General features: G+C 61.4%; 21 protein-coding genes and 1 tRNA gene. 10 read left to right on the top strand and 12 right to left on the bottom strand.

Features of this window, described 5'->3' with window-relative positions:
* Positions 1 to 6: 6 nt before the first annotated feature.
* The 3 genes from dapE to XMD517_RS11980 all read left to right on the top strand — a co-directional run bounded on the left by dapE (position 7) and on the right by XMD517_RS11980 (position 4,981).
* A complete protein-coding gene (gene dapE / locus XMD517_RS11990; RefSeq protein WP_173486766.1) occupies positions 7 to 1,161 on the top strand; it encodes a succinyl-diaminopimelate desuccinylase in 1,155 nt (384 codons plus the stop codon).
* A 358-nt stretch (positions 1,162 to 1,519) separates the two neighbouring features.
* On the top strand, positions 1,520 to 3,769 hold the full coding sequence (gene rnr, locus XMD517_RS11985; RefSeq protein WP_173486767.1) for a ribonuclease R: 2,250 nt from the start codon (positions 1,520 to 1,522) through the stop codon (positions 3,767 to 3,769).
* 69 nt (positions 3,770 to 3,838) lie between these two features.
* Positions 3,839 to 4,981, top strand: a complete 1,143-nt coding sequence (locus tag XMD517_RS11980) for a lytic murein transglycosylase (RefSeq protein WP_368493368.1) — start codon at positions 3,839 to 3,841, stop codon at positions 4,979 to 4,981.
* A gap of 30 nt (positions 4,982 to 5,011) precedes the next feature.
* On the opposite strand, the gene XMD517_RS11975 is transcribed toward XMD517_RS11980, so the two are convergent.
* The 10 genes from XMD517_RS11975 to rsfS all read right to left on the bottom strand — a co-directional run bounded on the left by XMD517_RS11975 (position 5,012) and on the right by rsfS (position 14,719).
* Positions 5,012 to 5,956 (bottom strand): MBL fold metallo-hydrolase, encoded by a 945-nt coding sequence (locus XMD517_RS11975; RefSeq protein ID WP_254449741.1) that lies wholly within the window; start codon positions 5,954 to 5,956, stop codon positions 5,012 to 5,014.
* A 246-nt stretch (positions 5,957 to 6,202) separates the two neighbouring features.
* Complete coding sequence (rpe, locus tag XMD517_RS11970; protein ID WP_173486928.1) at positions 6,203 to 6,895, bottom strand: ribulose-phosphate 3-epimerase; 693 nt, start codon at positions 6,893 to 6,895, stop codon at positions 6,203 to 6,205.
* A 368-nt stretch (positions 6,896 to 7,263) separates the two neighbouring features.
* Positions 7,264 to 7,758, bottom strand: a complete 495-nt coding sequence (locus XMD517_RS11965) for a hypothetical protein (protein WP_173486769.1) — start codon at positions 7,756 to 7,758, stop codon at positions 7,264 to 7,266.
* A 16-nt stretch (positions 7,759 to 7,774) separates the two neighbouring features.
* A complete protein-coding gene (locus XMD517_RS11960) occupies positions 7,775 to 8,269 on the bottom strand; it encodes an RNA pyrophosphohydrolase (RefSeq protein WP_173487967.1) in 495 nt (164 codons plus the stop codon).
* A gap of 121 nt (positions 8,270 to 8,390) precedes the next feature.
* Positions 8,391 to 9,746: a S41 family peptidase gene (locus XMD517_RS11955; protein WP_173486771.1), complete on the bottom strand. Its 1,356-nt coding sequence runs from the start codon at positions 9,744 to 9,746 to the stop codon at positions 8,391 to 8,393.
* A 6-nt stretch (positions 9,747 to 9,752) separates the two neighbouring features.
* Positions 9,753 to 10,928, bottom strand: a complete 1,176-nt coding sequence (locus tag XMD517_RS11950; RefSeq protein WP_173486929.1) for a peptidase M23 — start codon at positions 10,926 to 10,928, stop codon at positions 9,753 to 9,755.
* 13 nt (positions 10,929 to 10,941) lie between these two features.
* Entirely contained in the window at positions 10,942 to 12,465 is a 1,524-nt protein-coding gene (gene gpmI, locus XMD517_RS11945; protein WP_173486772.1) for a 2,3-bisphosphoglycerate-independent phosphoglycerate mutase, read from the bottom strand.
* 78 nt (positions 12,466 to 12,543) lie between these two features.
* Positions 12,544 to 13,806 carry a hypothetical protein gene (locus tag XMD517_RS11940; protein ID WP_173486773.1) on the bottom strand — a complete coding sequence of 421 codons (1,263 nt, stop codon included), beginning with the start codon at positions 13,804 to 13,806 and terminating at the stop codon, positions 12,544 to 12,546.
* A gap of 26 nt (positions 13,807 to 13,832) precedes the next feature.
* Positions 13,833 to 14,303 carry a 23S rRNA (pseudouridine(1915)-N(3))-methyltransferase RlmH gene (rlmH, locus tag XMD517_RS11935; RefSeq protein ID WP_173487968.1) on the bottom strand — a complete coding sequence of 157 codons (471 nt, stop codon included), beginning with the start codon at positions 14,301 to 14,303 and terminating at the stop codon, positions 13,833 to 13,835.
* 17 nt (positions 14,304 to 14,320) lie between these two features.
* On the bottom strand, positions 14,321 to 14,719 hold the full coding sequence (gene rsfS, locus XMD517_RS11930) for a ribosome silencing factor (protein ID WP_074963626.1): 399 nt from the start codon (positions 14,717 to 14,719) through the stop codon (positions 14,321 to 14,323).
* Positions 14,720 to 14,994: 275 nt separating this feature from the next.
* Between rsfS and XMD517_RS11925 the strand changes: the two genes are divergently transcribed.
* Entirely contained in the window at positions 14,995 to 16,119 is a 1,125-nt protein-coding gene (locus XMD517_RS11925) for a hypothetical protein (RefSeq protein ID WP_173486775.1), read from the top strand.
* Here the strand turns inward: XMD517_RS11925 and XMD517_RS11920 are convergent.
* Positions 16,073 to 17,515, bottom strand: coding sequence for a mechanosensitive ion channel family protein (locus XMD517_RS11920; RefSeq protein ID WP_371732386.1), 1,443 nt, complete (start codon positions 17,513 to 17,515; stop codon positions 16,073 to 16,075). The two genes, XMD517_RS11925 and XMD517_RS11920, sit on opposite strands and share 47 nt — an antisense overlap.
* 388 nt (positions 17,516 to 17,903) lie before the next feature.
* Here XMD517_RS11920 and leuC point away from each other — a divergent pair, with 388 nt between their 5' ends.
* The 6 genes from leuC to XMD517_RS11890 all read left to right on the top strand — a co-directional run bounded on the left by leuC (position 17,904) and on the right by XMD517_RS11890 (position 23,523).
* Positions 17,904 to 19,313 carry a 3-isopropylmalate dehydratase large subunit gene (leuC, locus tag XMD517_RS11915; protein WP_173486776.1) on the top strand — a complete coding sequence of 470 codons (1,410 nt, stop codon included), beginning with the start codon at positions 17,904 to 17,906 and terminating at the stop codon, positions 19,311 to 19,313.
* Between the two features lie 12 nt (positions 19,314 to 19,325).
* Positions 19,326 to 19,931 carry a 3-isopropylmalate dehydratase small subunit gene (gene leuD, locus XMD517_RS11910; RefSeq protein ID WP_173486777.1) on the top strand — a complete coding sequence of 202 codons (606 nt, stop codon included), beginning with the start codon at positions 19,326 to 19,328 and terminating at the stop codon, positions 19,929 to 19,931.
* Positions 19,932 to 20,198: 267 nt separating this feature from the next.
* On the top strand, positions 20,199 to 21,035 hold the full coding sequence (locus XMD517_RS11905) for a hypothetical protein (protein ID WP_173486778.1): 837 nt from the start codon (positions 20,199 to 20,201) through the stop codon (positions 21,033 to 21,035).
* A complete protein-coding gene (locus tag XMD517_RS11900; protein ID WP_368493370.1) occupies positions 21,020 to 22,072 on the top strand; it encodes an endonuclease/exonuclease/phosphatase family protein in 1,053 nt (350 codons plus the stop codon). Before XMD517_RS11905 ends, XMD517_RS11900 begins: the two co-directional genes overlap by 16 nt.
* Before the next feature lie 104 nt (positions 22,073 to 22,176).
* Entirely contained in the window at positions 22,177 to 23,280 is a 1,104-nt protein-coding gene (leuB, locus tag XMD517_RS11895; protein ID WP_173486779.1) for a 3-isopropylmalate dehydrogenase, read from the top strand.
* Positions 23,281 to 23,446: 166 nt separating this feature from the next.
* Positions 23,447 to 23,523: transfer RNA gene (locus XMD517_RS11890), tRNA-Pro, on the top strand.
* 67 nt (positions 23,524 to 23,590) lie between these two features.
* On the opposite strand, the gene XMD517_RS15635 is transcribed toward XMD517_RS11890, so the two are convergent.
* A complete protein-coding gene (locus XMD517_RS15635) occupies positions 23,591 to 24,610 on the bottom strand; it encodes an AraC family transcriptional regulator (protein ID WP_217360499.1) in 1,020 nt (339 codons plus the stop codon).
* Positions 24,611 to 24,648: the final 38 nt, after the last annotated feature.

Raw genomic sequence — 24,648 nt, 5'->3', positions numbered from 1 at the left:
TTCCCCATGACCGCATCCCCCACCGATCCCGTCCTCTTGACCCAACGCCTGATCCAATGCCCATCGGTCACCCCCGAAGAAGGCGGCGCATTGGCATTGCTTGAAGACATGCTGTCGGCTGCGGGATTTGCCTGCACCCGGGTGGATCGGGCCGGCACGCCGAACCTGTTTGCGCGCTGGGGGTCGAAAAACGCTCGCACACTGGGCTTCAACGGACATACGGATGTGGTGCCAGTGGGGGATGAAACCGCCTGGACAGTGGACCCGTTCGGGGGGGAAATCCGCGATGGCCTGCTATGGGGGCGCGGGGCGACCGATATGAAATCCGGCGTCGCCGCCTGGGTTGCCGCCGCCATCGACTTTGTCGCAGACGCCCCCGACAATGCTGCGCTGGTGATTACCATCACCGGGGATGAAGAAGGGGATGCCACCGACGGAACCGTCGCTCTGCTGGACTGGATGCAGGCCGAAGGCGAGGTCATGACCGACTGCATCGTCGGCGAACCCACCTGCCCGAATGAAATGGGCGAGATGATGAAAATCGGCCGAAGAGGGTCGATGACCGCATATTTCACTGCAAAAGGGGTGCAGGGTCACGCCGCCTACCCTCACCGCGCCAAAAACCCGGTGCCCGCTCTGGCCCGGCTGATCGCAGACCTGGACGCCCATGTGCTGGATCACGGCACCGATCACTTTGATGCCTCCACCCTGGCGGTCACCACCATGGATGTGGGCAACCCGGCCACCAATGTGATCCCGGCCGAGGCCCGCGCCACGGTCAATATCCGGTTCAACGACGCCCACAGCTCTGACATGCTGAGCCAATGGCTGCATCAGGAAGCCAGCCGGATCGCTGCAGATACCGGGATCGAGATCGAACTGCAGATAAAAGTGTCGGGCGAAAGTTTTGTGACACCCCCCGGCGCCCTGTCTGACCTGGTGGCAGATGCCGTCGAAACCGAGACCGGCCGCCGCCCCGAATTCTCCACCTCGGGCGGCACCTCGGACGCACGATTTGTCAAAAACCATTGCCCGGTGGTAGAGTTCGGCCTCGTCGGCAAAACGATGCACCAGGTGGATGAGCGGGTAGAGCTGGTCCAGATCCAGCAGCTGAAAGCAATCTACAAGGCGCTGATGCACAAGTATTTCGCCACGTCATGATCTGATACTGGCGGGCGTCCTCCGCGTCGCTCCGCCGCCGCGACCGGTGGCTCACCTTGTGAGCCTGCCAGGGGCGCTGCCCCTCGCGAGACAAGCTCGCTCACCCCGGGATATTTTCGGCAAGAGGAAAAGAGCAGCTGCCATCTTCCTCTTGCCGAAAATATCCTGGGGGAGAGCCAAAGGCTCGGGGGCAAAGCCCCGGCGCGGCGCGCAGCGGCGCAGGCAGGAATGAACCGAGCGCAGCGAGGCCACGCCCAAGCCTGTCGCCCGCAAGGGCGTAAGGGCGCGGGAGCAACTCTGCCCTTGTGACGCCACGCGGGCGCTTTCTCATTACAACTCTCTGTGATAGGGGCAGGTCATGAAACAGATGCCAACCAAAGCCGAGATCCTGCAATGGATCACCGACAACCCGACCCTCACCTCGAAGCGCGACATATCCAAGGCGTTCGGGATCAAGGGAGCTGCGCGGATTGACCTCAAGCGGATCCTGAAAGAGCTGGAAGCCGAGGGGCATCTACAGAAGCGAAAGAAAACCTATCGCGAAAAGGACAAGCTGCCGCCGGTTGCCGTTTTGTTGGTGGGAGATGTGGACCGGGATGGTGATCTCTTTGCCACGCCCCTGGAGTGGCAGGGCAAAGGGGCCATGCCGCGGGTGCTGATGATCACCAAGACCTCCGAACCCGCACTGGGAAAAGGGGATCGCATTCTGGCGCGCCTGACCGAGATCGACGGAGAAGAGCACGCCTATGAAGGGCGGCTTATCCGGAAGATCGGCACCAACCCCCGCACCATTCTGGGTCTTTTCCGCGCAGGTGCCGAGGGCGGGCGGATCGTGCCTGTCGACAAGGGGGCAGACCGGGAATGGATGGTGCCCCCGGGGTCGGACGAAGGGGCGCGCGACGGCGAACTTGTCGAAGCGCAGCAGGTTGGACCAAAGGCACGGATGGGGCTGCCCAAGGCGCGGATCATTGCCCGGCTTGGCGATCCTTCTGCCCCCAAGGCCGTCAGCCTGATCGCCATCCACCAGCACGGCATTCCCGACCGGTTCCCCGATACGGTGATTGAGGATGCGGACCGGCAGAAGCCTGCGGGCCTTTCGGGGCGCGAGGATCTGCGGCACCTGCCCTTGATCACCATCGACCCCCATGATGCGCGCGACCATGATGACGCGGTCTATGCCCATGCGGATGACAACCCGAAAAACCCGGGTGGACATGTGGTCTGGGTCGCCATTGCCGATGTGGCGCATTACGTGACGCCGGGATCGGCGCTGGATCACGAGGCCCGCAAGCGCGGCAACTCCACCTATTTCCCGGACCGGGTTGTGCCGATGCTGCCTGACCGTCTGTCGGGCGATCTGTGTTCGCTGCATGAAGGCGTGCCGCGCGCCTGTATTGCCGTGCGCATGGTGCTGGATGCGCAGGGTCACAAGATCCGCCACAGCTTTATCCGCGGTTTGATGAAATCCGCCGCCTCGCTGAACTATGCCGAGGTGCAGGCCGCGCAGGATGGCCATCCGAACGAGAAATGCGCCCCTCTGATGGAGGAGGTGATTGCGCCGCTTTACGCCGCCTATGCCGCGACCAAACTTGCCCGTGCCGACCGCCAGCCGCTGGATCTGGACCTGCCGGAGCGCAAGATCGTCCTGAGTGACGAGGGCAAGGTGGAAAGCGTGCGCTTTGCCGAACGTTTTGATGCGCACCGGCTGATTGAAGAGTTCATGATCCTTGCCAATGTGGCGGCGGCAGAGGAGCTGACCCGGCTCAAACGCCCGCTTCTGTTCCGGGTGCATGAAGAGCCCAGCCCGCAGAAGCTTGACGCCCTGCGTGAGGTGGCACAAGCCTCTGGCTTCACCTTGGCCAAGGGGCAGGTTCTGAAGACACGTCACCTCAACAACCTGCTGGCACAGGCCGAGGGCACCGAATTCGACGAACTGGTGAACATGTCGACCCTGCGGTCGATGACACAAGCCTATTACCACCCTGAAAACTTTGGCCATTTTGGTCTGGCCCTGAGGAGCTACGCCCATTTCACCAGCCCGATCCGGCGTTATTCCGACCTGATTGTGCACCGCGCCCTTGTCACCGGTCATGGCTGGGGCAAAGACGGGCTGTCCCCGGTCGATATTGAACAGCTTGAAGCCACCGCTGAACATATTTCCGAGACCGAACGCCGGTCGATGCTGGCCGAGCGCGACACCAATGACCGCTACCTCGCCTCGTATCTTTCGGAACGGCTGGGCAATGAATTTACCGGGCGGATCTCGGGGGTGCAGCGGTTTGGCGTATTTGTGCGACTGGATGATACCGGCGCCGATGGGCTGGTTCCGGTGGCGGGCATCGGGACTGAATATTTCCGCTATGATGGCGAGGAACAGACCCTGACCGGAGAGCATTCCGGCCTCACGTTGGGGGTTGGCGGGCGCGTCACTGTGCGGCTGGCCGAAGCGGTGCCCACCACGGGCGGCGTGATGCTCGACCTTCTGACCCTGAATGGCGCCCCGCTGCCAAAGGGTGGGCGCGGGCGCCGGGGGCGTGTGGTCAAGCGCAAAGCCAATCGTGGCAAGCACAAACAGGCAAAATTAAAGCGGAAACTCACAAGAAAGTGAGGTATCTCGTTTTGACAGACCAATGATGCTGACCGCATGTTTAGGGGATCGATCTGAGAGGGATTTGCCGTGATCGACGAAAGGGACAGAAGTTTTACCTCATGGAAAGAGGAGTTCGCCCTGCGCCTGCAGGATGAACGGCTGCGCGCCCGGACCCGCAACCGATTCCTTGAAATCGCACAATACCTGCCCGAGGTTCTGGACCGTCAGGCCAACCAGAAAGAGCTTCTGCTCTCTGTGCATGACTACCTTGAAATCACTGTTTCCGACGAACGTGTGCGCAAAGGGCGCAAGGCATTGCGCAAGTACCGCCCGCTGATGGGGGAGCTTGAAGAAACCTATCGCGTCTCGGCGGATGCGGTGCTGGCGATCTGGGGGCTGGAGACAGGTTTCGGCGCCAATCGCGGGGATTATCCGGTGATCTCGGCGCTGGCCACTCTGGCCTTTGCCGGCGAACGCAGAGCGTTCTTCGCCGATGAGCTGGTTGCGGCTTTGCACATCGTTCAGGCAGGTGACATTGCGCCTGAAAAGATGCTGGGGTCCTGGGCCGGAGCCATGGGGCACGGGCAGTTCATGCCCTCAAGCTATCTGAAATATGCGGTGGATCATGACGGCGATGGGCGGCGTGACATCTGGGCAGAGGATCCGACGGATGCGCTGGCCTCGATCGCCAATTACCTGCGGGAACATGGGTGGCGCAGCGGGCAACCCTGCGGCGAAGAAATGTATCTGCCGGACGGGTTTGACCTGTCTCTGACCGGGCGCGATCAGGTGCGCCCCGTGGCCGAATGGGCAGAGCACGGTGTGCGGTCCCCGCGCGGGTTGCAACCGGTGGATTACGGGGATGCGATGGTGCTGCTGGCGGCGGGGGCACAGGGCCCGGCCTATCTGGCCTATCACAATTTCAATGTGTTCCTGGCCTATAACAACTCGGTTCACTACGCCCTGTCCGTCGGCTGCCTGGCCCATCGGATTGACGGCAACAAGAAATTCACCCGCCCCTGGCCAGAGGGGCAGCGGGTTCTGTCTCGTGCAGATATGCGCGAGTTACAGGAGCGGCTGACCGCGCTTGGGCATGACACCCGGGGGGCCGATGGGTTGGCGGGGCCGAACACGCATCGTGCACTGCGCAGCTGGCAGGTTGCCGCGGGATATCCGGCAGATGGATTTCCCTGCGGCGAGGTGCTGGATCAGTTGCGCGCACAGCCCTGATACGTTTGGCCTCAGGCTCGGGGCGGGACCTTACTCAAACTCCATTTCAGAAAAGACCTGGCCCGCATTCTTCGTCGCCAGTTCGCCAAACGTATCGTGATGCGCATAGGCTGACTGATCCACGTAATAGGCATCTTCCAGCGTGCCGCCATTTTCCAGATGCGCGCCGATCCTGCTGCGCAGGTATTTGAGATACCCGATCGTGTGATCTTCGACCTGTGCCATATTGGTCGGGTAGCCGTGCCCCGGAATGACATAGGTGGCGTTCAGCGGGGCGAAGCTCGTTTCCCAGGTTTCGATCCAGCAGCTTGTGCAGGTGTCTTCAAAGATCGGTGGGATCCGGTTGTGAAACGCCATGTCCCCGGCAATCATCAGCCCTTCATCCGGGATCCAGACCTGAGTATCGCCGGGGCTGTGGGCGGGGCCAAGATGCAGCACCTCGATGGTGAACCGCCCCATGGTGATCACCTCACGATCCTCAAAGGTGCGGGTTGGGCCGGTGGGATCGGTGCCTTCCGAATTTTCCCTGGCGTAGCCCTGCATCTGTTGCAGCAACATGCCATTGTCATGTTCGAACACCTCAGCCGCGTCCACATGGGCCAGCACCTCAACCCCCTGCTCGGTCCAGTAATTATTGCCCAGCATGGCGTGGCCCTGCCCGTTTTCATTGATCACCAGCTTCACGGGCTGGTCGGTGATTTTCCGGATCTCATCATGCAGAGCCGCGGCCAGTTTCACATTGGCACCGGCATTGATCACGATCACCCCATCCCCGGTCACGATAAAGCTGAGGTTATTGTTATGACCGGCATTTTCGTAAGTCGGCGGCGCCGTGGCCCCGATGGCGGTCCAGACATCCGGGATCACTTCAACCGGTTTTTCATAAAGCACGGAGCCGGGATATTGGTCCGCAATCTCCTCATCCGCCCAAATCGGAGTGGCAAGCAGCGCCAGGGTGACGGCGGTAGGGATCATTCGGGTCATGCACGTTATTCCTTCTCCTGTTAAGATTTAACATAGACACATTCGCATGTATCATTCCAGAGAAAACAGCCACCGGATCCCCGCATAGGCTCAGACCCGGTGGCAGGAAAAAGCCGAGATGCATTAAGGGGCGCTGCCCCTCGCGGCTTTGCCGCTCACCCCGAGGTATTTTAGGCAAGAAAAAAGAGGGCCTGCTGGAAGCCCTCTTTACGGATCGGAAATTACCGCGGTGGTGGTTCAGCCCAGCGCGGCCTCGGCTGCGGCCCGCAGGTCGCGAATATTTGCGCCATAGATCTCGGGCTTTGCGACCGAACCACCCTTGAAGACAGCGGATCCGGCCACCAACACGTCAGCGCCGGCCTCAGCCACCAACGGCGCGGTTTCCGTGGTTACGCCACCATCAATCTGGATGTGAATGTCACGATCCCCGATCATTTGGCGCAGACGGCGGGTTTTCTCGACCCCGGAATGGATGAATTTCTGCCCGCCAAACCCCGGATTCACGGTCATGATCAGCACCATATCCACGAGGTCGAGCACATGCTCGATACTCTCCAGCGGCGTTCCGGGATTGAGCGAGACCCCCGCCTGCACCCCCTGCGCCTTGATGGCCTGAAGCGTGCGATGAATATGCGGTCCGGCCTCAACATGGGCGGTGATCATGTCCGCCCCCGCCTCGGCATAGGCTTCGATATAAGGGTCGACCGGCGCAATCATCAGATGGACATCCATGAAGGTTTTCACATGCGGCCGAAACGCCTTCACCGCGGGCGGTCCAAAAGTCAGGTTCGGCACGAAATGCCCGTCCATCACATCCACATGCACCCAATCGGCGCCCTGCGCTTCAATCGCCTGAATTTCCTGCCCGAAATTGGCAAAATCCGCAGAAAGGATCGATGGGGCAATCTTGATGGAACGATCAAAAGGCATGGTGGACATGGCGGGCAGCTCCTGTTTCTCTGTTGCGCGCCTTATAGCCGGTTTCCCGCCGAGCGACAGAAAAAACCACACCTACCGCCACCGTGCCCCCCGCCGGACCTTATTTTCTTGTCAAAAATATCCTAAAGCGTTTCGAGATTACCTCGAGACACAAGTTGATTTCGAAACGCCCGCAACATCAGTAGGTTTCGAGCGTTTCGCCTCATTATCGTGTCTCAATAATAAGGCGAAACACTTTAGGTGAGCCTCGAAGAGGAGAGGGGCAACGCCCCTGACCGAGCATCGCGAGGCCACCGAACGCGCGCCCAGAGTGTCAACGCGGGCGCCCCGCCGGCCCGATCAGCTCAGGCCAGTTAAGGTCAGCGTACCGGCAGTTCCGGATCACATCCTGATCCACGCATGCAGGCCTTGACCCGTGACAACATATCCGGGTCCGGATCGCCAAAGGCAAACCCACCGCAGGGGTTGGTTTCCAAAAGATACCCCGCATCCGTTCGTTTCAGAAAGGCCAGATAGACCTCTCCATCCGTCAATCCGCCACACCAGGGACCGTAGCATTGCACATTGGCGGTGATGTCTTCACGAAACGGGAGCACAAACCCGCGTCTTGCAAGGCTATGCCCTTCCAGCCGGGCTGGAAAAACATTGTCGGGCTGGGTTTCCGTCTGACCTGCCAGCCCCCCCTGCGGCAAATCTGCCTTGTCGAAACGAAGTGTGCCCAGCACCACCAGATACTCGTCCGGGCTTTCCTGCGCATCCAGAAAGGCCTGCACCGCGTTATAGGGCATGCAGGACAATGCCAGCGCCGGGGCGGCGGCAAAGACGGTGAAAACAGCTGCAATCAGAAAGCGCATCAGCGTGCTCCGTTGATCAAAGGTAAGCCGCGAAACCATCCACCACTTTGGCATAGATTTCGCGTTTGAACGGCACGATATTGTCCACCACCTGATTGGCGGGCATCCATTGCCATTGGGAAAATTCCGGGTGTTCGGTGGCGATGTTCACATCCTTGTCCGAGCCCTTGAAGCGCAGCAGGAACCAGCGCTGTTTCTGGCCGCGATATCGGCCTTTCCAGATCTTCGGCACGATGTCATGCGGCAGGTCATAGGGCAGCCAATCGGGCAGTTCGGCCTCAATCTCAACCAGATCGGCACTCACGCCGGTCTCTTCCCACAGCTCACGCAAGGCGGCATCGCGAGGGTCCTCGCCCTCATCCACACCACCCTGCGGCATCTGCCAGGCAGCCTTGGTGCCCAGTTTCGGCGCATCCAGACGCTGGCCCACGAACACGCGGCCATCCGCATGGGCCAGCATGATGCCAACACAGGGGCGATAGGGAAGTTTTGCAATCTCTTCTGGCGTCATTTCCGCTTTTCCTCAAATCTCTTGCTTTCTGTTACACCGTTCTGAATTCAAACGCAAAAAGACCGCCCGATCAGGGGCGGCCTTTTGCTGGTGTGACAATATCCACCCGTTTTCAGAGCCCTTATTGCGCGCTGGCCTGTTTGGTCAGCCCGGCCTGTTCGATCGTGGCAAGACCACGGATCAGGTCGACCGCGTAGGAGAGTTGGAAATCCTCGGCGCGCAGCTTTGCGGTTTCCTCGGCGGTTTCCCGTTCCTCTTCGATCTGACGGCGCTCATCCTCGGTCAGGCTGTCATTGCCCAGGCTGCCACGCAGATCGGCCTCGGTGCGCGGATTGCGGGCCTCTTCCTCTTCCGTCGCATCGGGGTTGCGGCGTGGCTGTTCCACGACGATATCGGGGCTGACGCCCAGCGCCTGGATCGAGCGGCCCGACGGGGTGTAATACCGTGCGGTGGTCAGGCGCATAGCGCCATTGGACGGCAGCGGCATCACGGTCTGAACCGACCCTTTGCCAAAGCTTTTGGTGCCCACCACAATGCCGCGGTGGTGATCTTGCAGCGCACCGGCCACAATCTCAGACGCAGACGCAGATCCGCCATTGATCAGCACCACCAGTGGTTTGCCATTGGTCAGGTCACCCGCAGCTGCATTCCAGCGCTCGCTTTCACCTGCGACACGGCCACGGGTCGAGACAATCTCGCCGCTCTCAAGAAACGCATCAGAGACAGAGATCGCCTCATCGAGCAGGCCACCGGGATTGTTGCGCAGATCCAGCACGAAGCCTGACACTTTGTCGATACCGCCCAGCGCCTCGACCTCGCGTTTCAGGCCGTCCGTCAGGTTCGGCGTGGTCTGGTCATTAAACGTGGTCACCCGCAGCACCACCGTGTCACCCACGGTGCGGGCGGTGGCGGCGGTCAGCTTGATCGTGTCACGGATGATCGACACGTCAAACGGCTCTTCCACCCCTTCACGCACCACGGTCACGATGATCTCGGACCCGATCGGGCCGCGCAGAAGCTCTACCGCATCGTCAAGGGTCAGCCCCAGCAGGCTTTCCCCATCCACATGGGTGATGAAATCACCGGCTTCCATGCCCGCCTTGTCAGCCGGGGTGCCATCCATTGGCGTGACCACGCGCACAAAGCCTTCTTCCTGGGTCACTTCGATCCCAAGGCCGCCAAAGGACCCACGGGTCTGCACCCGCATATCCGCCGCATCGTCGGCGGACAGGTAGCTTGAATGCGGGTCCAGCGACGACAGCATCCCGTCAATCGCCGCCTCGATCAGCTCTTTCGAATCGACCTCTTCCACGTATTGCGCGCGGATGCGTTCAAACACGTCACCGAACAGGTCGAGCTGTTCATAAACCGTGTTGCCGCGCCCGCTGTCCTGCGCCAAAAGCGGAGCGGCGACCTGTGTGGTCAGCAGCGCGCCCGCCAATGTGCCGCCCAGCGCGGCCATCACGAATTTCTTCATCTGACTTCAATCCTTACCTGCCGCGAACCACTCTGCCGGGTCCACTGGCCTTTGGTTATCTCTCAACTCTATATAAAGCGTTTCTGACGCTTCTGCGCCAGCACCTTGCGCAACTTCGATCAAAAACGCTTGATCTGTGCTGGTTTCTGCCGATGGATCTGGCGCATTGTCCGGGGAACCCCGCCCCGCCCCGCCCATCAGGCCAACCGGAGCCCCCTGCGCGATCACTTCACCCACCTCGCCATAAAGCTGGCCCAGCCCGGCCAGCACCAGCAGATACCCGTCCCCCGGCTCAAGAATGACCACATTGCCGTAATCCAGCAGCGGGCCAAGGTAACGGATCGTGGCCGGCCAGGGCGTGGTCACCAGTGCAAGCGGCCGGGTGGCCACCACCCAGCCCGGACGCTCGACCCCGGCTGCGTCCGCCTCGTCAAACTGGCGCAGAACCCGCCCCAGCACCGGCAGTTTCAACCGCCCTCTCGACGAGGCAAAATCCTGAAGGGCGCCGCCGCTTTGATGGCTGGCCGGATCGGACAGGAGGCCGCTGGCGAAACTGGCCAATGTGTCGGAGCTGGCAATCAGGGTGCGCATCGCCTGTTCATCCTGCACGAAACGGCGGGGCAGTTCGGTGCGCGAGGCGATGGCCTGGCTCAGTTCCGCGCGGGCCGTCTGCGCCCCTTTCAACCCGTCCTGCAAGGTCTCAAGCGCCCCTTCCTGCAGCGCGCGGATGGTGGCCAGCTCTTCCAGCCCCTCGCGCAGGGTTTCGGCCTGCTGCTGCAACGCGGGCGCCACATCCGACAGGATCATGCCCGACCGGGCGGTGCCAATCGGCCCGTCAGGATGGATCAGCAGCGACGGCTCCGGTGCCTTTTCGATGGTCTGGAGCACCCCCAGAAGCTGCGCCAGCCGTTCGCTTTCGGCATCAAACGCGCCCTGAATGGTCGCCTCGCGCAGGCGCGCGCGCCGCAGCCCTTCGCGCAGGGCCGCCAGCCCCGCCTCATAGGCTTTCACCGTCTGGGTCAGCGCCGCCACCCGGTCACGGGCGGATTTTGCCTCTTCCAGCGCGGCCCCTGCCATTTCGAGCGAGATCATGGCCGCGCGCGCATCCGCGGCCGGACCCGCCTGTGCCAGACCCTGTCCGGCAGACAGGCAGGCAAGGCAGACAGCAAGAAGGCGCGCGATCAGCTTCACGGGGTCATGCGCTCCCCAACAGGCTGGTGCCGGTCATTTCCGCAGGTTGCGGCAAGCCCATCAGCTCCAGCAGCGTCGGGGCAAGATCCGCAAGGCGGCCATGGCCCAGCGTGGCGCCTTCTGGCCCGCCAAACAGGATCACCGGCACCGGGTTTGTGGTATGTGCGGTATGCGGCCCACCCGTGTCCTCATCCCACATGGTTTCGCAATTGCCATGATCGGCAGTGACAATCATCGCGCCCCCCGTTTTTTCCAGCGCCGCCATGACCCGGCCAAGCCCGTCATCCACGGCCTCACAGGCGGCGATGGCGGCGTTCAGATCCCCGGTATGGCCAACCATGTCGGGGTTGGCGTAGTTGGTGACGATCAGGTCATAGCCCGCTTCGATCGCCTCCACGAAATGTTCGGTCACGTCGGGTGCGGACATTTCCGGTTGCAGATCATAGGTGGCCACTTTGGGGCTGGCGGCCATATAGCGGACCTCGCCCTCAACCGGATCCTCTTTGCCGCCATTCAGGAAGAAGGTGACATGGGGGTATTTTTCGGTCTCAGCCGTGTGGAACTGGGTCTTGCCCTGTTTGGCGACCCATTCGGCCAGCGTGTTCACAATGTCCCGTTTCGGGAAGCAGGTGGTCATATAGGCGTTATGGGCGTCGGAATATTCCACCATACCAAGCAGCGCGGAAAGCTTCGGGCGCGGGCCGGGGTCAAATTCGGCAAAGCCCGGTTCGCCAATGGCGCGCAGGATTTCACGGGCGCGGTCGGCGCGGAAGTTGATGAAGAAGAGGCCATCGCCATCCTTCATCCCATCGAAATCCTCCAACACAACCGGACGAATGAACTCATCCGTGGTCTCATTGTTATAGGCCGAGCCAATGGCGCCATCGGCGCTGCTGAACCGTGTGCCCTGCCCCAGCACCATGGCTTTATAGGCCAGCGAGACCCGTTCCCAGCGATTGTCGCGATCCATGGCAAAGTAACGCCCGGACAGGGTGACGATCTGTGCGCCCTCGGGCAGGGCTGCCTGGAACGCGGCAATCTGCGCACGCGCGCTTTGGGGCGCCACGTCGCGCCCATCGGTGATCGCGTGGATTGCCACCTGCAACCCCTGATCGGTCAGCGCCTTTGCGGCGGCAACAAGGTGGTCTTGGTGCGCATGCACCCCCCCGGGGCTGGTCAGCCCGGCGATATGGGCCGTGCCCCCAGTGGCTTTGACCTTGGCGGCAAACTCGGCCAGAGCTTCATTCGCGAAAAAGCTGCCATCCTCGATGGCAAGATCGATCTGCCCCAGATCCATCGCCACCACGCGGCCTGCGCCAATATTGGTGTGCCCCACTTCGGAATTGCCCATCTGTCCAGTGGGCAGGCCCACATCGGGACCATGGGTGATCAGGGTGTTATGCGGGCAGGTGGCCATCAGCCGGTCGAAGTTTGGCGTGGTTGCCAGCGCGGGCGCATTATGGGCAGTGTCTTCACGCAGCCCCCATCCGTCGAGAATACACAGGACTACGGGTTTCGGGGCGCTCATCGGGATGTTCCTTGCTTAGGGATTGACTGCTCGGGGATGTTCTAGGCCGCATTCTGGCATAAGGCAACGCAGACAAGTTCAAACATCGCGCCTGAACAGGCGAACAAGGATCCCGCGCTCGCCCAGCCATTGCCTCCACTTCGCCCGATCATGGGGAACCCCAAACCTCTTGCACGCGGCGGCGGCATTCCCGTTGGTCCTCGCCCAAAACCAGAAATTTCCGGGGTTGCGGGGTTTTTCCACAAAAGCCAATGCAAGCTGACGACGCCCGGACCCGAGCGTGCAGGGGTCCGTTGGGATGTTGGGCCGCCTGTCCCCAAGGATCAGCGACAGGATCAGGTCATACTGAAACATCAGGGTCGGATCCGTTAACAGAGGGATGCAAAGCGGGGCCATGTCATCAATGCAGTCATCAGGCAGGTGCAGCACCAGCGACATCAGGGTTGCCGTCGCACCAAGGGGCCAGGGCCAGTCGACCGCCTTCATGTCAGCCTGAAGCGTGTCACGCTCGGCCATCATCTGCTTGATGAGCGCAGCAAATTCCAGTGGAAGTCTGGGCTGTTTGGCAAGCACCTGCTCCGCCTGAAACACGACGATCACGTAACGCTCAAGCGGTGCCGCATCGGCAGCCCGGTCAAGTTGGAGGGCAGGGTGGGATCTGCAGTTGAGACGGGCGAGGATCTGCAACAGGACCGCAGGCGCAATTTCCGATCTGCCCTGATCCAACGCATCCACGACCCAGCCAATCCACCGATCCGCAAAGGCCCCCTGCTCTGTGCCCTCGGGGCGGATGCCAAGATAGGCTTCAGGCCGGTCATCCGGCGCTTTGTCGCGTTGATCACAGCGGGCAAGGCGGGTCAGCACCTCGGCCGCCGCCATCTGGACCGCAGGATTGGAGCAGGTCAGCAGGTGATAGGCCTTGTCCGCCACCTCAAAGACCGCAAGAGTTGTCCGGCGGACGACGGCCTTTTCCTCTCGAAGCTGGTGGTCCGGATCCTCGACAAAGGACGCTCTCATCGCCTCATCCGCCCATTTGTAATGGCGGTGCACGTCGTAATACCCGTGCCCCTCTGACATGTCGCCAAGCAAAGTGAGCAGGGCAGCCTGGATCTCGGGGGAAACATGATCGAGCGCCTCGATCAAATAGGGCACGGCTGGGGCGCTGGCAGGATAGACCGTTCCCTGATGCCAGATATTTCCAAACAGCGCATCCAGGGCTGCATTTGCGCGATCCGCGTCACCCGAGACCAGATCCCGGATCAGACCCGGCACATCCTCCGCTGATCCATAGGCATGTTCAAAAGTTTCCCATGGAACATCATCCAGACCTGCAAACACCACACACGCCCCCTTACCTGCACTCCCTATTACACCCGATGATACGGGCTGCCTGCCAGAATGGAAGCCGCGCGGTAAAGTTGCTCGGTGAGCATGACGCGGGCAAGCATATGGGGCCAGACCATTTTGCCAAAGGACAGCGAGGCATCGGCCTGCGCCCGCAAGGACGGGTCGATCCCGTCGGCCCCGCCAATCACAAACGCCACGTCCTGCCGCCCGTCATCCCGCCAGCGCGCGATCATCTTGGCGAAATCCGGAGAGGACATCAGCTTGCCGCGCTCATCCAGGGTGCAGATCAGCGCCCCTTTGGGGATGGATCTATCCAAAAGAGCGGCTTCGGGCTTCATGCCGCCGCCTTTCTTGTCCTCAACCTCAACGATTTTGGCCGGGCCAAGCCCAAGGGGCCGCCCGGTGCGGTCAAACCGTGTGAGGTAGTCGTCGATCAGATCGCGCTCGGGGCCGCCACGCAGCCGCCCCACAGCACAGATTTGCACACGCATCTGGGCCTCGTCCGGGCTCAGCCCTCTTGGTTGGTGACATCCACCGGACCGGGAGGGGTGGGGGCAACACCCGGTTCCATCCACATCTTCTCGACCTGATAGAATTCCCGCACCTCGGGACGGAACACGTGAACGATCACGTCCCCCGCGTCGATCAGAACCCAATCCCCCTGCGCCTTGCCTTCAACCTTGGAATAGATGCCAAATTCCGACTTGATCTTGTCGGTCAGCTTCTCAGAGATTGCTGCAACCTGACGCGACGAGCGGCCAGAGCAGACGACCATGTGATCGGCCATTTCCGATTTGCCCTGCAAATCGATCACCACCACATCTTCGGCTTTGTCTTCTTCTAGGGATTTGAGGATGTGCGCCAACAGGGCACCGTCCTTGGCGGATTTCAGGACCTGAACCGTCATTTGCGGTCCTCCTGCGGTCGAAACTGCTGCGACCTGATTTTCAAGAGACAGGACATAGTCCTCCGATCAAAGCACGCCGATCCGCCCCGGCGCTGGGCATAAACGAATCGTAACACCAGATGGGAACGATCTCAATGACGGGCGGTGATACATCAAAACGGATGGATGCAAAAGGGTCACGTATGCCTTTGCCACATTCCTGCCCAGATTTGCCCCTATCCTATGGGACCGGCACGTGGGCATGCGCGATACCATCGCGATACGGGGAGGACTGCATGGAGCGACGGACAGCGATGTCGCAATCAGCGGACAACACAGTGGGCAGCAACACGGGTGCTGGCACTATGAAGGCGGACAGCAAGGGTGCCGGGCAGGATGCAACTGGCACGCCGGAGACCGTCACGCGTAGCGCACCCTCCCCCACTGAGACCGCCCCGGTTGAAACATCCCCCCCAGACACCGGACTTCAGACAGGTGAAAAACCGCACAGCCCCGGATCAGATCTCGACCCGGATCTGGCCGCAATCCGCGCCATGATGCGCGAGGCCTCTGCCGATGGGGAAATTGCGGCACCGGGGCTAAAGGACAGGGCTCGGCCTGCCACAGCCCCGTCTGCTCCTGCCCCCTCCCCAGCTCTTTCCCCTTCCCCCGCCGCGCCCATGGCCAACCGCCGGGAGGACAGTCTCAACACCTCCATCAAAACCATGATCGCAACCGCCGAGGCCGACACCGACCGCGCGCAGTTTGCAGAGCCGGCCCCATCCCCTGCCGATCCGCCTGCCAACCCTGCCCGCAAAAAGGCCCCCAGGACAAAACGCCAAGGGCCGGGCATCGGGCGCAGGATCTTTGCAGAATGCCGTAAAACAGTGGGGCTGCTGGCGCGGTTCCTCTGGCAGGTGCTGCGCCACCCACGCACGCCGCGGGTTCTGGCCATCGCGCTGATCGCCGCGGTGACAGTGGCCCACCCCCTGTTCATCCTGGCCCTGCTGCTGGTGGCGGGCCTGGTTGCGGCCATCACCTATTTCTCGGTCGGGCCAGAGGCGGTGGACGCCTTCATCATCCGGCGGTTTCAGCGCCTGAAGGCGCGCGACCCGGCAAAGGCCGAGCAGCTTTATTCACGCGCCGTGCGGGGGATTGACCTGCTGAACAAAGCGATAGACCGCCTGCCGGAACGGTGGACGCAGGGGCTTTACCTGCCCGACCTGAACCCCGAACAGACCCCGCCGGAAAAGATGCGCGAAGACCCGTTTGCGCGACTGGAAGCCGTGGCAGATGCCGGGCCGGGTCGGGCCGCAGACCTGTTGCCGCCGCTGGAGCCGCCACGCCGGCGCCGCGCGCGCGTCATGGATCCCATCACCCCTTCTGAGCCCCGTCGCCCACCCCGTCGGCTGCGTCCGTAACCGCGCCACCGGGCGCCTCATCAAGCAGGCGCACCTCACGTTGCGGGAAGGGGATGTCGATGTCGTTTTCCTGAAACGCATCCCAGAGCGCCAGATAGACATTGCCGCGAATATTGGTCAGCCCGCCGGTCGGGTCATCAATCCAGAAGCGCAGGATGTAATCCACCGAACTGTCACCGAAGCCGACGATATGGCAGACAGGGGGGCGGAAGCTCAGCACCCGGTCGACACCACTGGCCGCCGCAATCGCGATCTTGCGCACCTTGTGCGGGTCATTGGCATAGGCGGTGCCAAAAAAGATATCGAGCCGCACAAAGGCGTTGGTATGCGACCAGTTCACCACCTGCCCGGTGATCAGGTCTTCGTTAGGAATGAGGTATTCGCGCCCATCGCGGGTCACCACAGAGACATAGCGCGCGCCCAATTGCTGGATCCAGCCAAAGGTCTCACCCAGCGAAATCACGTCCCCCGGTTTGATCGACTTGTCCAACAGGATGATCACCCCGGAAACAAGGTTCGACACCACTTTCTGCAGGCCAAAGCCAAGCCCGACACCGATGGCACCGGACAGGACCGCAAGGCCGGTCAGGTCCACCCCCACCGCCTTCAACCCGATGAAGAAAGCCGCGCCATAAAGCACCATCTGCAGGAACTTCACCATCAGCACCTGCATTGAGGGTGAAATATCCTCGTTCTTCTGGATTTGCTCAGACGAGGTGCGGCTGAACATGCGGGCCACGGCAAACAATGCCCCGGTGATCACCACCGCCCGGATCACATCCAGAAGGGAAAGGCGCATGTCGCCCACCGACAGCGCAAGATTGTTCAGAACCGCGGACACTTCGTCAATTGCGCCGACATAAAACAGCGTGACATAGATCCACAGCCCCCATTTGATCACCCGGCGTAGCGCGCGGTTTTCCACCACGAAAGAGGCAATCCCCACCGCGACCCAGGCCAGTGCAATGGTGCAGACCAGCCCGATCAGATAGGATCGCGACGGCCAGGTCACCTCTCGCATCACCACCACGGTCACCCATGAGAGCAGCACAAATATGATCATCCGCGCCCGTCTGCGCAGTTGCAGGGCAAAGCGCAGGCGCCGCTTGGACCAGCCTTCGCGCTCTCGCAGCCAGTTTTCCAGCTTGGGGTCAAGGAAACGCCCCAGCCCCCAGGACAGCGCCGCAAGGGCCACGATGATCGCAACCTGATACAGCCGCCATGTCTGGGTGAGGCTGAACAGGAAATCCCCGCCGTCCCGTGCAAGGTCAACCACCTGATCACGCAGGCTTGCCACGGTTTCACTGTCCGTCAGGTCAGGTTGCTGTGGCGTGGCTGATCCGTCTGCCGGCCCGTTTGCCGGCCCGTCCGCTGGCCCACCTGCCGGTGCCTCCACGGGGGGCTCGGCAGGCGGTTCTGCGGCCGCCTCGTTGGGATGTGTTCTTTGAGGGGGTTTGACTTCGTCCTGCTCCATAACCCCACTGTGTCACGGGAGTTTTCTTGCGTCCAGACCGCGTGTTCACGCAATAAAAGCCCGGCGCGCACCGGTTTCGCATGCGCACAGGCTTGCTCTGAACGCCGCAAAAGAGTATCTGGGCGGCATGACTCGGATTTTTGACATGGATGACCACGCCTTTTTGCCGTGGCGCTTTCACGGCGCCATGAAGGCCGTGCTCGCCCGACTATAAGCGTCCGCCGCCTGCGAAAGGTGGCTCTCATCGCTCGGTATTCGGGCCGATGATCCCTGTCACACATCACATTTTGACCATCCACGGAGAGCGAACATGACCGCCCCGAAGACACTCTATGATAAAATCTGGGATGCCCACGTAGCCCACGAAGCTGATGACGGCACCTGCCTTCTCTATATCGACCGCCATCTGGTGCACGAAGTGACCAGCCCGCAGGCGTTCGAAGGCCTGCGCATGACGGGCCGCAAGGTGCACGCGCCCGACAAAACCATCGCCGTGCCGGACCACAACGTGCCCACCACCGCAGGCCGCGAAGACCCGGCGCAGATGACCGAGGAAAGCCGCATTCAGGTGGCCGCCCTTGACACCAACGCCAAGGAATTTGGCGTGCATTACTACCCGGTGACCGACGTGCGCCAGGGCATCGTGCACATCGTTGGCCCGGAACAGGGCTGGACCCTGCCCGGCATGACCGTGGTCTGCGGCGACAGCCACACCGCGACCCATGGCGCGTTTGGCGCGCTGGCCCACGGCATCGGCACCTCGGAAGTGGAACATGTTCTGGCCACGCAAACGCTGATCCAGAAGAAATCCAAGAACATGAAGGTGGAAATCACCGGCAAGCTGAAGCCGGGCGTGACCGCCAAGGACATCACGCTGGCCGTGATCGGCGAAACCGGCACCGGCGGCGGCACCGGCTATGTCATCGAATATTGCGGCGAAGCAATCCGCGATCTGTCGATGGAAGGCCGCATGACCGTCTGCAACATGGCCATCGAAGGCGGCGCACGCGCGGGCCTGATCGCCCCGGACGAGACCACTTTTGAATACTGCAAAGGCCGCCCGCACGCCCCGAAAGGTGCGCAGTGGGAAGCCGCAGTCGAGTATTGGAAAACCCTCTTCACCGACGAAGGCGCGCATTTCGACAAGGTTGTCACGCTGAAAGGCGAAGAGATTGAGCCGGTTGTGACCTGGGGCACCTCGCCCGAGGATGTGCTGCCGATTTCCGGCGTTGTGCCGAACCCGTCCGATTTCGAAGGCGGCAAGGTCGAAGCTGCCCGCCGCTCGATCGAATATATGGGCCTGACCCCCGGTCAGAAACTCACCGAAATCGAGATCGACACCGTGTTCATCGGGTCCTGCACCAATGGCCGCATCGAAGACATGCGTGCCGTGGCCGAGGTCGTGAAAGGCAAGAAGATCAAGGACGGCCTGCGCGCCATGATCGTTCCCGGTTCGGGTCTGGTTCGCGCGCAAGCCGAAGAAGAAGGGCTGGCCGAAATCTTTGAAGCGGCCGGTTTCGAATGGCGTCTGGCAGGCTGCTCGATGTGTCTGGCGATGAACCCCGACCAGCTGTCCGAGAACGAGCGCTGCGCCTCAACCTCGAACCGCAACTTCGAAGGGCGTCAGGGCTATAAAGGCCGCACCCATCTGGTGTCGCCTGCCATGGCCGCCGCTGCCGCGCTGACCGGCAAGCTGACCGATGTTCGTGACTTGATCTAAGAGGACCGCAAAATGGAAAAGTTTGAAAAACTCCAAGGTATCGCGGCCCCCATGCCGCTGGTGAATATCGACACGGATATGATCATCCCAAAGGTGTTCCTGAAGTCGATCCAACGCACGGGCTTTGGCAAGAACCTGTTTGACGAGATGCGCTATAACCGCGACGGCACCGAGATCGAAGATTTCGTGCTGAACAAACCGCAATACCGTGACGCCGAGATCCTGATCGCAGGCGACAATTTCGGCTGTGGTTCCTCGCGCGAGCACGCCCCGTGGGCGATTGCCGATTTCGGCATCAAATGCGTCGTGTCGACCTCGTTCGCTGACATCTTCTTCAACAACTGCTTCAAGAACGGCATCCTGCCGATTGTCCTGCCGCAAGAGCAGGTCGACATCCTGATGGCAGATGCCGAGAAGGGCGCAAACGCGCGCATGACCGTGGATCTGGAAGCGCAGGAAATCACCACCTCGGACGGCGAAACCATCGCGTTTGAAGTGGATGCGTTCAAAAAACACTGCCTGCTGGAAGGTCTCGATGACATCGGCCTGACGATGGAGAAGAAAGCCTCGATCGACGCTTTTGAAGCACAGGCTGCCGCGGCCCGTCCCTGGGTGTAACCCCTCGGAAATACCGGCAAATTCGTTAAGAATTGAAGGGCGGCCAACTACGGGTCGCCCTTTTCTTTTCTCAGCAATGATGCATTGCCGCACCAGTTCCGCCACAAAAACGGCAAAATGGTAAAGCTATATTAACCCATAACTTGCAGATTCCCGCCTATCGGGGCATCGTGCCCTAAAGAGGCATCCGCCAATAAGGCGGGGATCAACATCGGAACAAGGGATGCGGCATCGTATCGCTCCCGTCCAAAGTTGAGGGTAGAGGCTGTGGTTTCAAAACTGGCTGGCGCATTGCTACGCGCAATACTTATCGTGGTGGTGATCGCACTCCCATCGATCATGGTGCCCGGCACCAATACCGACACGGCGCAGATCGTGGCACTTGTTGCCCTGTGCGCCGGGGCGTTGACCCTGTTTGAATATGCCGCCACCTATCCCGGCCTGGTCGAGTTTCGTGACGCCCCCCCCTTCAACAGAATTCGCTTTTTCAGCCTGTTCGCGATGGTATTCACCCTGTCCATTGTGGTGCGCGGAAAAACGGATCCGACCATCATGACCGAGTTTGTCACCCAGATCGGCACGCTGATCGGGCGGGCAATTGACTTCCCCTATTCCCCGGTGCGCCTTGTGGTGCTGATGCTGCCCGAGGGATCCAGCGCCGCCGACATCTCGGCCATGCGCACGGCTGCCGGCATGACCTACCTGATTTCCCTTCTGTCTTTGGGTGTTTTCGTCATTGCCCTGCGTTCAAGCCGCTGGCCCGCCAATGGGTGTTTCAATGTCTGGGTCAATTTGCCCACATTCGACCCCACTGCAGGCGGGGATGTGGTGAAACGGCTGGAACGCGACGCCCGCTTCAATATCGCGCTGGGTTTCCTGCTGCCTTTTGTGACGCCCGCCGTCATTCAGGCCGCATCTGCGCTGTTCGGATCTGTCTCGGTGGCCAATGACCAGACCCTGATCTGGACCCTCACCGCCTGGGCCTTCCTGCCCGCCTCGCTGTTCATGCGTGGCATCGCCATGGGGCGTGTGGCCCTGATGATCAGCGATGAGCGCAAGAAAAACGCCAAAGCCGAACAGGAGGAGGCGTGGCAACCCGCCTGATCCCCGTTCTGGCGCTTGTAATCAGCGCCCTTGCCTCCTCAGCCATGGCAGAACGCCTGCGCCTTGCCAGTTACAACACCGAGCTGGGTCGGGATGGGCCGGGGCTGCTGCTGCGCGACATCTCCCGTGGGAAAGACAAGCAGATCAAGGCCGTGATCGACGTGATCCGCCAAACCGCGCCCGATGTGCTGGTGTTGCAGGATTTCGACCACGACCTGCAGGGCCACGCCCTTGCCGCCTTCCAGACCGCCCTCGCGCAGGCCGGCCATCCCATGCCCCATGCATTCGCCATCCGACCCAATGCGGGCCTGCCCACAGGGCTGGATCTGGATGGGGACGGCCAGCGGGGCACCGCCCGCGACAGCCAGGGCTATGGCGCTTTTACCGGAGCGGGGGGAATGGCCGTGCTGTCACGCCTGCCGCTTGGCCCGGCCCGCGATTTTTCGCAGTTTCTCTGGCGTGATCTGCCTGGGGCCAACCTGCCCACCCACCCGGATGGCAGCCCTTTTCCCTCCGCCGAAGCGCAAGCCATTCAGCGCCTGTCCAGCGTGGCCCATTGGCAGGTGCCGGTGATCCTGCCAGACGGTCAAACGCTTGACCTGCTGACCTGGCACGGCTCCACCCCGGCCTTTGACGGGCCCGAAGATCAGAACGGAAAACGCGGCGGTGACGAAACCCGGTTCTGGATCCGGCTCCTTGAGGGCGCCCTGCCCTTTCCCGCCCCCACGACGCCTTTCGTGGTGATCGGCCAGGCCAATATCGACCCCGAGGATGGCGACGGTGACCATGACGCCATACGCGCCCTGATCGGACACCCCCGCCTGACCGACCCCGCCCCCACCGGGGCAGAGGGCACGGATACCGCAGATTGGAGCGGCATCGGCGTCGGGAAGCTCCGTGCAAGCTATATTCTGCCCTGGGCAGACGCGCAGGTTCTGGACACAGGCGTATTCTGGCCCGAACCAGACGATGGGATGGCCGTGACCGCTACCACCGCATCACGCCACCATCTGATCTGGGTCGACCTCAACTTTTAACGGCTATTTCCGCGCAAATCCCCCTGCATTTCTTGACGCATCCGCCCCAACTCGCTAGGCCGTTCGGGAACAGAATTTCTGCAAGTCTCTCAAGGATACCCGACATGTCGAACCCCTCTCTCCTCATCCTCCCCGGCGATGGCATCGGCCAGGAAGTCATGGCCGAAGTGCGCAAGGTCATCAACTGGATCGGTGACAAGCGCGGCGTGAGCTTCGACGTGTCCGAGGATCTGGTCGGGGGCGCGGCCTATGACAAATACGGCGTGCCGCTGGCCGACGAAACCATGGCAAAAGCGCAAGAGGTGGACGCGGTTCTGCTGGGCGCCGTGGGTGGCCCGAAATATGACGATCTGGATTTCTCGGTCAAACCGGAACGCGGCCTCCTGCGTCTGCGCAAGGAAATGGACCTCTATTCCAACCTGCGCCCGGCGCAGTGCTTTGACGCTCTGGCCGATTTCTCTTCGCTGAAAAAAGACATCGTGTCCGGCCTCGACATCATGATCGTGCGCGAACTGACCTCGGGCGTGTATTTCGGTGAACCGCGCGGCATTTTCGAAGAAAACGGCGAGCGTGTGGGCATCAACACCCAGCGTTACACCGAAGCCGAGATCGAACGCGGCGCCCGTTCGGCGTTTGAACTGGCGATGAAACGCGACAAGCGCCTGTGCTCGATGGAAAAAGCCAATGTGATGGAATCGGGCATCCTGTGGCGTGAAGTTGTGACCCGCGTCAGCAAAGACTATCCGGAAGTCGAACTGAGCCACATGTATGCCGACAATGGTGCGATGCAGCTGGTGCGCGCGCCAAAGCAGTTTGACGTGATCTATACCGACAACCTGTTTGGCGACATCCTCTCGGATTGTGCCGCCATGCTGACCGGTTCGCTGGGCATGTTGCCGTCCGCCTCGCTGGGGGCACCGATGGCCAATGGCCGCCCGAAAGCCCTTTATGAGCCCGTGCACGGCTCGGCCCCTGACATTGCCGGTGAAGGCAAGGCCAACCCCTGTGCCTGTATCCTCAGCTTTGCGATGGCGCTGCGCTACAGCTTTGACATGGGCGAAGAGGCGGATCGTCTGGAAGCCGCGGTCGAGAAAGTGCTCGCCGATGGGGTGCGCACCGGGGACCTTCTGAACGAAGAGGGCGTGAAGCCGGTTTCGACCAGCGAAATGGGCGACGCGGTAATCGCAGCCCTGAACGCCAGCCTCTGATCTGAAGCGTTTCGCTTTGGTCCTGAAAAGTGATGAAACGGCCCGCCTTCCGGCGGGCCGTTTTCATTTTGCGACCGGGACAGGGGGTTTCTGACCCTTCCCACGGCTCCCATGCATTTTGGGGCTTGCAGCGCCCGCGTATTGAGGCTATTTCGCACGCCACGGTCGGGCTGTAGCGCAGCCTGGTAGCGCACCTGCTTCGGGAGCAGGGGGTCGGAGGTTCGAATCCTCTCAGCCCGACCAATTCAGCAAAGGCCCCGCTTCGGGGCCTTTTGTTTTTTCCCGACATCCTGACTAAAACGTTTCGGCTTTAGCCCCGATTTCGGATCGCCCCCGGCGTGGTGCCGAACCAACGCTGAAAGGCGCGGAAAAACGCGCTGGGTTCCGCATAGCCCACCCGCCCGGCAATCTCCGCCACCGGCAGATCGGTCTTCTTCAACAGCGACAGCGCCAGATTGCGGCGACGCTCTTCCTTGATTTCACCAAAACTCTGCCCCGCCTCTTTCAGGCGCCGATGCAGGGTCGAGGTCGACAGGCCCAGTCGCTGAGCAATCTCATCCACACCGGGCCAGCCCCCGACCTCTCCCAGCGACAGCTCTGCCACCACCCGCGCCTTGATCCCGTCCCCGTGGCGATAGCCGGACAGGAACGCGGTGGGGGCGGATTTCAGAAACACCTTCAGCGCCCGGTCCGAGCGGTTGATCGGTTTGCGCAGATATTTGCGCTCAAATTCCAGGCGGGCCACAGGGGCGGAAAACACCACCGGCACGCCAAAGAAATCCCCGTAATCATTGGTGCCTTCCGGGGCTGCACAGGGGAACTGGATGCGTTGGATCGGGATCCGCTCTCCGATCAGCCAGCAGTTCAGCGCATGCAGGATGGTAAAATAAAGCCGGTAGGCAAAGGCCGATTTCGGCGCGCCTTCTTCGCGCAGCGTCACCTCGGCATGTCGCCCCTCAACAGAAAGCGTCCCGGCCGGGTCCTCCAGCACCACTGTCAGAAAGCGCAACGCCCGGGCCACCGCCACCTCAAGGGTCGGCGCGTGGCGGGTTGCGTGGCCAAGCAGGGTAAAACTGCCCGGCCGCATCGGACGGGCAGCAAGGCCAAAGAACTCATCGCGCATGCGAAAGGACAGCTCCAGCCAGATCTGACCGAACTGGTCCGGGGTCAGATGCTGCAGGTCCTGTTCGGGGATACCCAAATCCTGGATCAGCGCCCCCATATCCACCCCCGCCAGACGGCCACATTCAATTGCTTCCGCTGCAAATGCTGCAGGGATCGGGGCGCTGGACATCTGCGCGGGCGGTGGTGACTGCATGGGGGTGGGCATCACAAATCGTATGGCATTTCATGTCAAATTTCTGAAAC

This window comes from Aliiroseovarius sp. xm-d-517, from assembly GCF_013283135.1.
In the GTDB taxonomy this organism is placed as follows: domain Bacteria; phylum Pseudomonadota; class Alphaproteobacteria; order Rhodobacterales; family Rhodobacteraceae; genus Aliiroseovarius; species Aliiroseovarius crassostreae.
This window is presented reverse-complemented; position numbering and strand designations above follow the sequence as displayed.